Below are 13,139 nucleotides of genomic sequence, written 5' to 3'. Positions count from 1 at the left end.
CTTTGTCGTTTTATTTATTTAGTAAGTATGTTTGACACAATAACGCGTTTTGGATCTTCTGCAATGACGCGCATTGGCACTTCTTGTTTTACAAATGCCTGATAAATATCGGTACGTAGAATTGCAACATCTGCTTTGCTACTCAGGCTGTCTTCACGCCATTTTTTTACGAAATCTTCACGCTTGGGTATCCATAGCTCAGGTTGTATTCCGAGTCCAAACGCCATCTCGTCTGGGTGCTCCACCAACGTGACCGTCCTATGCAAATAGAAAGGTAATGATTGTTCATAGCGACCCACTGCGAAAATCTGTGTAGCAGGCGTTAATTCTGCTTGTATCTCAGCAATATGTTGCAATCCCGCGCCATAACGACCTAATGGCTCATGTCCTAGAAACAGCGCTTGCCAGGCAAAAAATCCTGCTGTCGCCAAAGTTATAACTGCGGCATCTTTATTCCGTCCAACAAAATAGCTCGCTAGTATTCCGCCAGTAAAAGCAACCGCTGCGGCCGCATAAACCCAAGGTTGGTATGCTTGATAAAGAGGGATTTCATAAGCGTCATTAGTGAGGCCGCCAACTTTACCAGCAAAAATTAAACCAGCCAGTCCGATCAGCCCAAATAAGCCTGTTGCTATGCGCAACGAAAGGATAGATGTCCGTTCTAGCCGCACCGCGACGAGCAAAGCCAGCGCAGGGAAAATTGGCAAAATATAAGACGGTAATTTTGATCCGGAAATGCTGAAAAATACAAAGATAAAGACTGACCAGATCAGCAACATCTTTTTAGGCTGAAAATTTTCTCCTATCGTTTTCTCACGCAAGCCCGACCAAAGACTTTGTAGCAACAAGCCCAGCCAAGGCATGATTCCCAGTATCAGGATGGGAATGAAGTAATACCATGCGCCTTCACGGTGATGGACCTTACTGGTAAACCGCTGAAAATTTTCGTGAATAAAAAAGAAATAGGGGTGCTCGGGGTTTTTTTGCCAGACCAAAATAAACCAGGGGGCAGTGATCAAGAAAAAGACGATCAAGCCTTTACCCAAATGCAGACGTGTCCAGAGCGCCCAATCACGCGTTACCAAGGTGTAAATGACGAGTACAGCCCCTGGCAAGACCAAGCCAATCGGTCCTTTTGACATACTCGCCAACGCCATCCCGACCCAACACAGCAACATGCCATAACGCTGTTCAGCAGCACTGGCGTTGGTTCTTTGCGCTAATAGCAAACCGCACAAGCTCAAGGTCATCATGCCGGACAAGCCCATGTCTAGCGTATTGATATGACCCAGACCAAACCATAAAAAACTGGAACCCAAAACCAGCGCAGTACTGATACCCACCCGACGGTTAAATACTTTGGCGCCGGTATAAGCGGTTACTGCAACTCCTAATAAACCGCATAATCCAGTCCACAATCTGGCTTGCCATTCGCCAAGACCAAAAAGTTCAAAACTGATGGCGTTCATCCAGTTTTGTAGTGGTGGCTTCTCAAAATATTTAATGCCATTTAAACGTAGCGTAATCCAGTCGCCGGTAGCTACCATTTCACGTGCCATCTCGGCATAACGACCTTCGTCCGTGGGCACCAAAGTCCGTGCACCCAACATATACAACCAGAGCAAAGTAAAAACAATCGCAATCAGCCAAAGCGTAGCGTGGGAGTCGTAAGGCGAGCGGCTTGGTCTCATGCAGATTCCATAATCAAGGCCAGAGCGACTTTGCGTCCCTCTGCCATCAAAATATTGTAGGTGCGGCAGGCAGCTTGATTGTCCATGCATTCGACACCGATGCGCTGACTCGTCAATACAGAGATTAATTTAGGATGGATAAAACGCTGACGTACACCCGTACCCAAAATCACGACATCGGGCTTAGTCGCATTCACCTGCGCAAAATCGTCGGCAGTTAAGGTATCAAAATGCGTAACATTCCAAAGTGAGGGAGCGACTTCGGGTAAAACGATCAGACTATGTTCAAAGCGCTTGGCATTAAATTCCACGCCTTGTTGATCGTAGGCAGTGACAGTCTGGTATTGCTGAGTTTGAGTTGAATGTAGCTTCATGGATGCAGGCGTAAGTCTCAAGATTGGCGCATTGTAGCTTTTTTTCTCAAAGGCTGGCGCATTCTGCCATTGATATCTCATACTCGACTGATCACAAGGGTTTATCCAATCAATGCCCTGTAATTTTTGTTAAAACTCACCAAAAGCAAACAAAATTAGACGAATTCTCGAAACGAATTGATAAAACGGTGTTCATTGGGCAAAATGCACAATCTGGCAGTGCAGCAATCAACGATAGATTGACTGAGATGAATCGTCAATGAGCCCATCAATGAGCCATCATCTTGCAGCCTCGCACCAATTTAGACTTATTTTATAGAGGATTGCATCAGTGCGCCCCGTACAAAAATCACAAAAATTAGCAGACGTCTGTTATGACATCCGTGGCCCCGTCATGGAAAAAGCCAAACAGATGGAGGATGAGGGACATAAGATCATCAAACTGAATATCGGCAATCTGGCCGTATTCAATTTTGATCCTCCCGATGAAATTGTTCAGGACATGATACTGAACATGCAAAATGCTGCAGGCTATACCGACTCTAAAGGGATGTTCGCACCGCGTCGTTCGGTCGTGCATTACACCCAGGAGAAACATATCCGTGGTGTCACTATTGAGGACGTCTATCTCGGTAATGGCGCGTCTGAGTTGATCGTCATGAGTATGAATGCTTTACTCAATTCTGGTGATGAAGTCTTGGTGCCAGCGCCGGATTATCCTTTGTGGACAGCCGCAGTCAGTTTGTCTGGCGGTAAACCTGTTCACTACGTCTGTGACGAAACCGCGGACTGGATGCCAGATATAGACGATATCAAAAGTAAGATCACGCCGAATACCAAAGCAATTGTCGTCATCAATCCGAATAATCCTACCGGTGCTTTATATCCGGTTGAAATTTTGCAGCAAATCGTTGAAGTCGCCCGCCAGCATCAGTTGATCGTTTTTGCGGATGAGATTTACGATAAGACTTTGTATGACGAAGCGACACATACTTCGATCGCATCGCTGGCAGACGATGTCCTGTTCTTAACCTTAAATGGTTTGTCCAAAAATTACCGCTCTTGTGGTTATCGGGCAGGCTGGATGGTGGTCTCTGGTGAGAAACGTCACGCCAAAGATTATATTGAAGGTTTAAATATGCTGGCCTCCATGCGTCTGTGCGCGAATGCGCCCGGACAATTTGCCATCCAGACAGCCCTTGGTGGCTACCAAAGTATCAATGATCTGGTCGGTCCTGGCGGTCGCCTGTTAAAACAACGTGATCTGGCGCATAAACTACTGACCGATATTCCCGGTGTGACTTGCGTCAAACCCAAAGCCGCTTTATATATGTTCCCTAAACTTGATCCTAAGATGTATCCGATCAAGGATGATCAAGAATTTATTCATGACTTACTCACCGAGCAGCGGGTCTTGCTGGTACAAGGAACAGGATTTAACTGGATACATCCAGATCATTTCCGCGTCGTGTTTTTACCTAATTCCGATGATTTGACGGAAGCATTCGGGCGGATTGCCAGTTTTCTGGAGGGTTATCGCAGACGTCATGGTACGAATTAGCAAGGCTTGTTTTTATAGATAATTTGTAAGATTTACTGGCAGGATTTTTAACCTGCCACCGCTTAATTTTTTTATTTAGTACGTATAGAGATAATATGAAACCCATCAAAGTTGGTCTGTTAGGTATAGGCACAGTTGGCTCCGGCACATTTAACGTCTTGAAGCGCAATCAAGAAGAGATTATGCGTCGCGCAGGACGTTCGATTGAAATTGCCGTGGTAGCCGATCTCAACGTTGAGCGAGCGCGCGAACTGACTAATGGAGAAGTCGAAGTCGTCAATGATGCCAATTTAGTGGTCAATAATCCTGAGATTGATATCGTGATTGAACTGATTGGCGGCTATGGCATCGCTAAAGACTTGGTGTTAAAAGCCATCACCAACGGCAAGCATGTCGTCACCGCGAACAAAGCCTTGCTGGCAACTCATGGCAACGAGATTTTTGCTGCGGCACAAGCCAAAGGTGTGATGGTCGCATTTGAGGCCGCGGTTGCTGGCGGAATTCCGATTATCAAGGCTCTGCGTGAAGGATTGACCGCGAACCGTATTCAGTGGATTGCCGGCATTATCAATGGCACGACCAATTTCATCTTGTCCGAAATGCGTGATAAAGGTTTGGATTTCGGGACTGCTCTAAAAGAAGCGCAAGCATTGGGTTATGCCGAGGCAGATCCGACTTTTGATATCGAAGGTGTCGATGCAGCGCATAAGGCGACCATCATGGCCGCAATTGCTTACGGCATCCCGATGCAATTTGATAAAGCGCATGTAGAAGGCATTACCAAACTTGAGGCGACTGATATCCGCTACGCAGAGCAACTGGGCTATCGCATCAAATTATTGGGTATTACCAAGCGTACCGATCATGGAATTGAATTACGTGTTCATCCAACCCTGATCCCGGAAAAGCGCTTGATCGCCAATGTAGAAGGCGCGATGAATGCGGTGTTAGTGCAAGGCGATGCGGTTGGTGCGACGCTGTATTACGGCAAAGGTGCAGGTGCAGAGCCGACTGCGTCTGCTGTCATCGCAGATCTGGTCGATATTACCCGGCTGGCGACGGCTGATCCTGAGCATCGCGTACCGCACCTGGCGTTCCAGCCTGACGCGATGAGTGCATTACCGATTTTACCGATGTCTGAAATTGTCACTAGCTACTATTTGCGCCTGCATGTTGCAGACAAGGCTGGCGTGCTGGCCGATGTGACTAAAATTCTGGCAGACTTTTCTATTTCCATTGATGCAATGCTGCAAAAGGAGCCAGCAGACGGCGAGGCAAAAACCGATATCGTTATGCTGACACATCAAACTCAAGAGAAAAATATTTTGGCGGCGATTACTAAAATTGAAGCATTGGCGACGGTATTCGGCTCTGTTACTAAGTTGCGTTTGGAAGAGCTTAGCTAAATTCAGCAACACAATTCAGCCTGACCCGCTCATCTTGGACAAAAAACAGCGTCATCCTTACAAGAGAATGACGCTGTTTTTCTTTCTAAGTTAGTATTTAGCGTCGTTTAGAAATCAGTTTGCTGATTACACCAAATTTGTTGTCACTCTCGTTTTAACTACTCATTTTATTGTCAGAAAACCAGACTATGGCTCGTCCTATCGCTCAATACAAATACTATGATTTCGTCATGGCGGCATTTGTGACGGTATTGCTTTGCTCAAATCTGATTGGCGCTGCTAAGGCTGCCGAAGTGACTTTGCCAGTGTTAGGCACGGTAACCTTTGGTGCGGGTGTTTTATTCTTTCCGATTTCATACATTTTTGGCGACATATTGACTGAGGTGTATGGCTATGGTCGCGACCGTCGTGTCATCTGGGCGGGTTTTGGTGCTTTGATTTTTGCTGCCGTGATGTCGGCTGTGGTGCTGGCGTTAAAGCCCGCAGCTGATCCGTTTAACCGGGATTACCAGATGCATCTGGATGCAGTGTTCGGTAATACGCCACGCATCGTCCTGGGCTCGATGATTGCGTTTTGGTGCGGCAGTTTTGTGAATAGTTATGTCATGGCAAAAATGAAGATTGCCATGGCAGGTCGCCAACTATGGATGCGCTTTATAGGATCCACGGTTTGCGGTGAGCTGGTAGATTCCAGTTTATTTTACGTGATCGCTTTTTATGGTATTTGGTCGAACCACCAACTGATCTCAGTGATTATTGCCCAATATATTTTTAAGACCGGTTGGGAAGTTCTGATGACGCCTGTCACCTATAAAATTGTCGCGTTCTTAAAACGGAAAGAGAACGAGGACTATTACGACATAGATACTGATTTCAATCCTTTTAAATTGAAGGCTTGAGATGATTGTCCTAGATCTTGTTTTAGGCTCGCGTACCGATTTTTATTGCGGTGAATGTCGCCGTACTTGGTTAACGTCCCAGTGAAGATTTTTTCATTTTCTGCGGTACTGACTTACGGCCTGTTCGGATTGCCGCTAGCGCTGGTCGCGCTGCCCATCTATGTCTATGTTCCCCAGTTTTATGCGGAGCATTTTGGTATTTCACTTACCTTGATCGGTACGGCGCTATTGCTAGCGCGTTTACTGGACGCTTTTATTGATCCGGCAATCGGTTGGTGGATCGATAAAAATCATCGTAGTCAATCGTATTCGCGCTACATACTTTGGTCCTTGCCTGCGCTGATTATAGGATTTCTCGCTCTATTTCATCCATTAACAATCGCGAACGGTGCGCCGTTTATTTGGTTTTTATGTTCATTGATGGTGGTATATGCGGGTTTTAGTCTAGCGACAATCGCTCATCAAAGCTGGGGTGCTGCATTGACCCAGGCTCCCACTGAACGCACGCGGATTACGGCTGTCCGCGAAGCCTGCGGTTTGATTGGTGTAATTGCTGCTGCAGCCTTGTCGCAGTTAGCCAGTATTGCGTGGTTGTCGACTGCATTTGTGGTCAGCTTATTGGTCGCTAGTGGCTTACTGATTCGTTATGCACCTCGCCCGGCATTGGCCGACGTTAAGATAAAGGCTGTGCCGGAGAACGCTCTGGCAGCAGAGCCTCTGTCATTGACCATCCCTTTTCGTAATGCATATTTTCGTAGTTTATTCGCGGTATTTGTCGTCAACGGAATTGCGGCATCCATTCCCGCGACCTTATTTTTGTTTTTTGCTAAAGATCGTTTGCAGCTTGGGCATTTGTCGGGCGTATTTTTAATACTGTATTTTTTAGCGGCTGCGATTTCTATGCCTCTGTGGGTCTTCACCGCAAGTAAGCTGGGCGAGGCACGCGCATGGTTGTTGGGGATGCTGCTATCGATCGCCTCTTTTGTCTGGGTGTTTGGCCTGGGTGTCGGGGCAGCAATGCCATTCGGGATCATTTGCGCAATGTCTGGCTTGGCGCTTGGTGCTGATCTGGCATTGCCACCAGCCTTATTGGCTGCGGTCATCAGAAAAGGCGGGCATAGCGGGCAGCGAGAGGGCGCCTATTTTGGTGCCTGGAATTGGGCCACCAAGATGAATCTAGCATTGGCTGCCGGAGTGTCTTTGCCTTTGCTTGATTTTCTTGGCTACGTGCCCGGTACCAGCGACCTGCAAGGTATCCAAGCGCTGGGCGTTGCGTACGCGATTTTGCCCTGTGCTCTTAAATTGATTGCTGCACTAATGTTATGGCGTGCACCTTTGCGAGATGTTTGAGGTGTTTTGATATCTGCAATTCTTTGATTTAGTCGATGTGCCGGCTTAACTAATGTCGCACCGATGCATCAATTAACGTAGCAGCTTCTCATGAAATTCAGCCGGATGGTGGCTATGTATTTTGATCAGACTAGATACGCGCGTGCCGTAATCTGGCGACTCTATGCATGGGGATGACAACAGACGTTCCATCTCAAAGCTGATCCCTGTATCTGGCAAGCGGCAGTCGGGTGCTGGTGTGGTGTTTGACAGCATTTCAAAATAAGCTTCTTCCGGCGCACGCTGACACAGCAAGCTGGCAAACTCCGCTTTGGTTTTGACGACTTTGGGCCAAGGTGTATCAAGTGCTGCGTTTGAAATGCCATAAATACCCGGCGACAGCGGTTGACCATTGCGTGGATCGTCTTGTTTGCGATTAGAGAACCAGATCAAATCCTCTTCATCGCCCACCAACAAATTAAAACCGTTGTAGTCTGCTACCTTGTCTTTGATGCTGACGATATAGTCTTTGGCAGATAGTGTACCTGTCAGATAATTGGATACCAGCGTGCCGCGAGAGGGTGCATCAGTGCGCTTCTCTGAGGGCGCCCGTACATTGGTAATAGCTGCAAATTTTTTCGCCGCAGCATTCTGATCTTCCTGATTGGCTACCCCCATCCAGGTGCCGCCGGATTGTAAATCACGTCCGCCAAATACATGGGGTGCACCTTCCCACCAGATTGCCGGTGCTGCCGGTCGATCATAAAATTCATCCCGGTTGCTGGCGACGATGAGAGGCGTATGCGGTAATAATTTCCAGGCAAAGACGATCAGACACATGGAATTATCTCCATAAAAAATTCAGGATGTCGCTCACCATGAATCAAAGCTAGCAAGCGGGTTTGTTGTATCGCCAGGGTGATGCAGGCGATAAAATTCTCCGGGACTTGTTGATAAATTTCCATCCAGGTCTGCATGCCACCACTGACTTCGGGTCGACGCTGCAGGCCTGATCTAATGCCAGTGTCACGGCGAAGAATGTCTTGCATCGCTTGTACTTGTTCTAAAACCTGATCTTGATGTTCGACCGGTGTTTTGTAATAAATATAGCAGTCCATAGTAGATTCTGGTCGTCGCTTCGCAATTATCTGAAAATGCAGTTAAATGTATAAAAAAAGGGGAGTATTTGACTAATTTGATTAATTGTCCAGAGACTAATTGGACAATAAGCCATCATATTCTTATACATAGGGTGAGTATATTGATTTCACCTGTAATCTCATTCTTCAAGCTAGACGGATTTAACTATGCAGTGATGTCAACCACCGCATAAGGCAGTGGCAGAAATAGTAGTTGCTCACCAGTCGCCGACCCCAGATGAATATCGCCATTTTCCTGATCCGCTACCTTCATTTCAACCAGACAAAGGCTGTGCTGCGCATCTTCCATTTCGGCGTTGACGATCATGCCGCAAGGCTGATCGCCCTCCGTTGCAGCAAACACTTCGCTACCCGCCAAAATAGGATTGCTGGCGTCATGCGCGATGCGGGCGATTGCCATCCGGCGTTTGAGTTTGCCCAAATATTGGCTGCGAGCGACGATTTCCTGACCTGGATAGCAGCCCTTTTTAAAGTTGACCCCACCAATCAATTCAAAATTGACCATCTGCGGTACAAATTTTTCTTGAGTTTTATCGATAATCTGCGCGACACCTGCTTGGATATTGGTCAGATGCCATACGCTTGTATCGACAGGTTGCAGTTGTTTGCTTAATTGCGGCCAGACTTGTTGTGCGATAGCATTCGTGGCGATCCACTGGTAACGTGGTAACTGATGTGCATCTGCGACGCGGATCAAGGTGCCAAAGGCAGTATCAACTTTGCCGTAGATTTGTTGTGGCAATGAGGGAAACCAAGTTGTTAACGCCGCTTCTGCTGCCTGGCCGCCAAGACCTAGCACAACTTGCTCATTACTGATATCGCTTAGTTTAGCTTTTGCTCTCAAAATGAACATTTGCAATCGTTTATGGATGGCTGTTTTGATCGAAGCATGCAATTGCAAGACGATACCATCGGTAGTTTTCCAGTAAACGAAGCTGGCTATCATGCGACCTTTTGGCGTGCAGTAGCAGGCTAATTTGGCATTATCTTGTCCCAGTTTTTCTACATCGTTGCTCAATTGATTATGTAAAAAACTGGCAGCATCTTCGCCCGTCGCTAATAGCAATGCTTGATCGGTCAATGCAGAAATAAAGCCTGCTGTGCCATTAGAGCCGATCAAAAAGTGCGCTTCTGTAGCGGTCGCAAAGCCTTGCACCTTTTGATCAACGATATGGGCGCCGTGTTGCGCTAAAAAATCCTGCCAACTAGTCATTGTTTCTGTATTCATGGAGTCTCGGTTTAAAATACGTCTCACTTACTATGTGCTACCTAGAATGTTCTATCTCCTGCGGATTATAGTGCTGTCCGCAAAAATACGTTTGTAATCGCTTTTCGTTCTCATTGCTTTTAGCTTTCAGTTTTTAATGCGCAGCTTTTAATTCCAAGTTTTTAATAATTTAAGCTTTTAACTCAACATTTTTAATCAGGTCACAATTTTTGGTATGGCGTTTATAAAAAAAATTTTCGTTCTCATTATTTTGCTTGGTGGCGCTGCTTGCGGTGGTTTTGCTTATTGGGCAATGCAACCTATCTTCATTCCAGAAATAAGTAGCGGCACATCGGTAGATAAACCAATTGATTTCAGCATCAAAGCCGGTAGTAGTGTTCGCAGTTCTGCCCGACAAATCTACGAAGCGGGTGTTCCGATTAATCCTATATTGTTCGAAGTGCTAGCACGTGCTACCGGCAAGGCGAATAAATTAAAAGCAGGTTCTTTCGAATTAGAATCTAATAAAACGCCGTTAGACCTATTGAACAAAATCGTCAGCGGTGATTTTTCGTTTGGTGCTTTGGCGATTATTGAGGGCTGGACTTTTCAGCAGATGCGTAAAGTAGTCGATACTAATTCTGACTTAAAGCATGATACTGCTGGTATGTCCGACCGCGACCTGATGAAAAAAATCGATCCTGATTACGCATTGCCGGAAGGTTTATTTTTCCCTGATACCTATTTGTTTGCCAAAGGGTCTAGCGATCTGCAAATTTATCAGCAAGCACATAGTGTGATGATTAAAAAGCTCAACGAGGCGTGGGCAGCAAAGAGCACAATGCTGCCGTATAAAACAGCTTATGAAGCCTTGATCATGGCATCTATCATCGAAAAAGAAACCGGCCAAAAATCTGAGCGCACTATGATCGCTGCGGTATTTGTTAATCGTCTCAAGCTAGGCATGCTTCTGCAAACAGATCCGACGGTGATTTATGGCATGGGGGATAAATATCAAGGCAAAATCAGAAAAAACGATTTGCTCACCGATACACCGTTTAACACCTATACTCGCACTGGTCTGCCGCCAACGCCGATCGCATTGCCCGGAATCGCCTCATTGACAGCGGCGTTTACTCCCGCGAAAAGTGGTGCTTTATATTTTGTCGCCAGAGGTGATGGTACTAGCCAGTTTTCTGATGATTTGAGTGAGCACAATCGTGCCGTTAATAAATATCAGCGCTAGATCAAGATTGAAGTAAACCAAATTGAATTACCAAAAACTATAGCAAGAACTGATTAAAGAATTGATTTGTATGTCGATAGCAAGCAAAACAAGTGCAGCAACAAGAGGCAAGTTCATTACTTTTGAAGGTATTGATGGCGCCGGTAAATCCACCCATATTGCATATGTGGCAGAGCAGTTGCAGCAGCATGGGATTAAGGTTGTGTCTTCCCGTGAACCCGGTGGTACGGCATTAGGCGAAAAATTACGTGATCTGCTTTTGCAGGAAAAAATGCATTTAGAAACGGAAGCCTTACTCATGTTCGCCGTACGCAGAGAACATATCGCTCAAGTAATAGAACCGGCCTTAGCTCGCGGTGACTGGGTTATTTCTGATCGCTTTACCGATGCGAGTTTTGCTTATCAAGGTGGTGGACGTAAATTGGCGCTGGAAAAACTGAATGCACTGGAACAATGGGTACATCCCGATTTACAGCCTGACATGACATTTTTGTTTGATGTGCCTTTAGAAGTAGCACGTGCCCGTCTGGATGCAAGCCGCGATCTGGATAAGTTTGAGCAGGAAAAAGCAGAATTTTTTGCAGATACCCGCGCTGAATATTTGCGCCGCGCCGCTGAGTTTTCAGAACGTTTTCAGATCATCGATTCGACCCGTCCGATTCCTGACATCCGTGCGTATCTTGATACCTTGATTGAGCGCTTGTGTAGTGAACCTGAACCATATTCATTTAAGTCGCATTCAAATCAGCAGACGCAGGTATGACGCATCCACTTTTTATCTGGCAGCAAGACGCTTGGCAACAATTGAATTTACTACGGCAGCGTATGCCTCATGCGATTTTGCTATACGGTCCTGAAGGCATCGGCAAAACTGTTTTTGCCGAACATCTGGCGCAGTCCTTATTGTGTGAAGCACCTTCCGCAGACGGCCATGCCTGCGGTACTTGCTTATCTTGCGGCTGGTTTGGGCAGTACAGTCATCCGGACTACCGTCGGGTCAGGCCCGAGTTACTGGATGAGGAAGAGGGCGCCGCCAGCGAGGGCGATGCTCCTGAGCCTGAGAAAAAAACAAAATCTAGCAAAGCACCATCAAAAGAAATCGTCATCAATCAGGTGCGGGCATTGGGCGATTTTATGAATATTTCTACCCATCGTCAGGGACGACGTGTGATCGTGTTGTATCCGGCCGAAGCCTTGAATATCCCGGCGGCCAATGCCTTGCTTAAATCATTGGAAGAGCCGAATCCCAATACGGTATTTATTCTGGTCTCAAACAGTCTGGATAAATTGTTGCCGACGATTTTGTCGCGCTGTCACAAATTTGGAATGGGTTTGCCAGACAAACAGCAATCTTTGGACTGGTTGAAAACCCAACAGTTAGGCGATGCAGAGACCTGGCTGGCGCAGCAAGGTGGCGCGCCCTTATCTGCCTTATTGATGTCGCAGTCGGAAGACAGAGCGGAGTTAGACGAATTTTTGCGTCAGTTAAGTAAGCCGGGTGTTGATTCCAGCTTGAAAATTGCGGAAAAAATACAAAAACTTAGTGTGCCGAATACGGTCGCCTGGTTGCAGCGTTGGTTGTATGATATTTTTTCTTATAAACAAACAGGAAGAATCCGGTATCATCCTCGATATCAAAAAGAGTTAGCTGTGCTCGCCCAACGTGTTGACGTCCATGCTTTATTAAATGTGATTAAGAGCACGAATGAGCGTCAGGCAATTGCCAGTCATCCTTTGTCTGCCAAACTCTTTATTGAAGATATGCTGTTGGATTACTCTTCACTATTTCACTGAAAGCTTGTTTATGGCCGACTTGCCCGCCGATCCTGGTATTCCTTTGAACATGCCAACACCGGCGCGTCCTTCCGTGTTGTCATTGGCAATTAAAGAGAAGGCAGCGCTGTACTCTGCCTATATGCCATTCCTAAAAAATGGCGGTATCTTTGTACCAACCAATAAATCTTATCGCTTGGGCGAAGAGATTTATCTGATTTTGACTTTATTAGATGACCCAAATAAATATCCTATCGCTGGCAAAGTAGCCTGGATCACCCCGGCAGGTGCTGGCAATAACAAGTCACAAGGTATCGGCGTCCACTTTCCCGATGATGAAAGTGGTACACGTATCCGTTTAAGGGTGGAAGAGTTATTAGGCGCTGCGATTCGTTCATCGCGCGCAACTCATACGCTTTAGCATCCACTTTTCAACTCAAGCGCTTTGCCTTGAGTTCGTTGACGAGACTATGTTGGTTCAAACGTCCTAAAT

Annotated in this window: 13 protein-coding genes; 8 read left to right on the top strand and 5 right to left on the bottom strand. The window is 46.4% G+C overall.

Translation table 11 applies throughout. From position 1 onward, the window contains the following. Nucleotides 1-14 precede the first annotated feature (14 nt). A complete protein-coding gene (locus RGU72_RS07765; RefSeq protein ID WP_322119187.1) occupies nt 15-1,691 on the bottom strand; it encodes a glycosyltransferase family 39 protein in 1,677 nt (558 codons plus the stop codon). Continuing rightward, the gene (locus RGU72_RS07760; protein ID WP_322119186.1) at nt 1,688-2,065 is read right to left on the bottom strand and encodes an Mth938-like domain-containing protein; all 378 of its coding nucleotides are present in this window, start codon (nt 2,063-2,065) and stop codon (nt 1,688-1,690) included. The genes RGU72_RS07765 and RGU72_RS07760 overlap by 4 nt, the downstream gene beginning before the upstream one ends. 331 nt (nt 2,066-2,396) lie before the next feature. Between RGU72_RS07760 and RGU72_RS07755 the strand changes: the two genes are divergently transcribed. From RGU72_RS07755 to RGU72_RS07740, 4 genes are all read left to right on the top strand, one after another. Then, the gene (locus RGU72_RS07755; protein WP_322119185.1) at nt 2,397-3,626 is read left to right on the top strand and encodes a pyridoxal phosphate-dependent aminotransferase; all 1,230 of its coding nucleotides are present in this window, start codon (nt 2,397-2,399) and stop codon (nt 3,624-3,626) included. Between the two features lie 95 nt (nt 3,627-3,721). After that, the gene (locus RGU72_RS07750; RefSeq protein WP_322119184.1) at nt 3,722-5,032 is read left to right on the top strand and encodes a homoserine dehydrogenase; all 1,311 of its coding nucleotides are present in this window, start codon (nt 3,722-3,724) and stop codon (nt 5,030-5,032) included. 188 nt (nt 5,033-5,220) lie between these two features. Next, a complete protein-coding gene (locus RGU72_RS07745) occupies nt 5,221-5,931 on the top strand; it encodes a queuosine precursor transporter (RefSeq protein WP_322119183.1) in 711 nt (236 codons plus the stop codon). An 81-nt stretch (nt 5,932-6,012) separates the two neighbouring features. Further along, nucleotides 6,013-7,281, top strand: a complete 1,269-nt coding sequence (locus RGU72_RS07740) for an MFS transporter (RefSeq protein WP_322119182.1) — start codon at nt 6,013-6,015, stop codon at nt 7,279-7,281. A 72-nt stretch (nt 7,282-7,353) separates the two neighbouring features. On the opposite strand, the gene RGU72_RS07735 is transcribed toward RGU72_RS07740, so the two are convergent. The 3 genes from RGU72_RS07735 to RGU72_RS07725 form a co-directional block, all read right to left on the bottom strand. Next, nucleotides 7,354-8,100 (bottom strand): NRDE family protein, encoded by a 747-nt coding sequence (locus RGU72_RS07735; RefSeq protein ID WP_322119181.1) that lies wholly within the window; start codon nt 8,098-8,100, stop codon nt 7,354-7,356. Beyond that, complete coding sequence (locus RGU72_RS07730) at nt 8,091-8,378, bottom strand: DUF4936 family protein (protein ID WP_322119180.1); 288 nt, start codon at nt 8,376-8,378, stop codon at nt 8,091-8,093. Before RGU72_RS07730 ends, RGU72_RS07735 begins: the two co-directional genes overlap by 10 nt. Before the next feature lie 187 nt (nt 8,379-8,565). Then, entirely contained in the window at nt 8,566-9,648 is a 1,083-nt protein-coding gene (locus RGU72_RS07725) for a folate-binding protein (protein ID WP_322119179.1), read from the bottom strand. A 214-nt stretch (nt 9,649-9,862) separates the two neighbouring features. Here RGU72_RS07725 and mltG point away from each other — a divergent pair, with 214 nt between their 5' ends. The 4 genes from mltG to RGU72_RS07705 all read left to right on the top strand — a co-directional run bounded on the left by mltG (nt 9,863) and on the right by RGU72_RS07705 (nt 13,067). Beyond that, nucleotides 9,863-10,873, top strand: coding sequence for an endolytic transglycosylase MltG (gene mltG / locus RGU72_RS07720; protein WP_322119178.1), 1,011 nt, complete (start codon nt 9,863-9,865; stop codon nt 10,871-10,873). Between the two features lie 70 nt (nt 10,874-10,943). After that, the gene (gene tmk / locus RGU72_RS07715) at nt 10,944-11,636 is read left to right on the top strand and encodes a dTMP kinase (RefSeq protein ID WP_322119177.1); all 693 of its coding nucleotides are present in this window, start codon (nt 10,944-10,946) and stop codon (nt 11,634-11,636) included. After that, complete coding sequence (locus RGU72_RS07710; protein ID WP_322119176.1) at nt 11,633-12,667, top strand: DNA polymerase III subunit delta'; 1,035 nt, start codon at nt 11,633-11,635, stop codon at nt 12,665-12,667. The genes tmk and RGU72_RS07710 overlap by 4 nt, the downstream gene beginning before the upstream one ends. A 10-nt stretch (nt 12,668-12,677) precedes the next feature. Continuing rightward, nucleotides 12,678-13,067 carry a PilZ domain-containing protein gene (locus tag RGU72_RS07705; RefSeq protein WP_322119175.1) on the top strand — a complete coding sequence of 130 codons (390 nt, stop codon included), beginning with the start codon at nt 12,678-12,680 and terminating at the stop codon, nt 13,065-13,067. Nucleotides 13,068-13,139: the final 72 nt, after the last annotated feature.

The sequence above is a fragment of the Undibacterium sp. 5I1 genome (assembly GCF_034314085.1).
Lineage (GTDB): Bacteria > Pseudomonadota > Gammaproteobacteria > Burkholderiales > Burkholderiaceae_D > Undibacterium.
The sequence above is the reverse complement of the archived record's forward strand: the minus strand, read 5'-3'. Positions and strand labels throughout refer to the sequence as shown.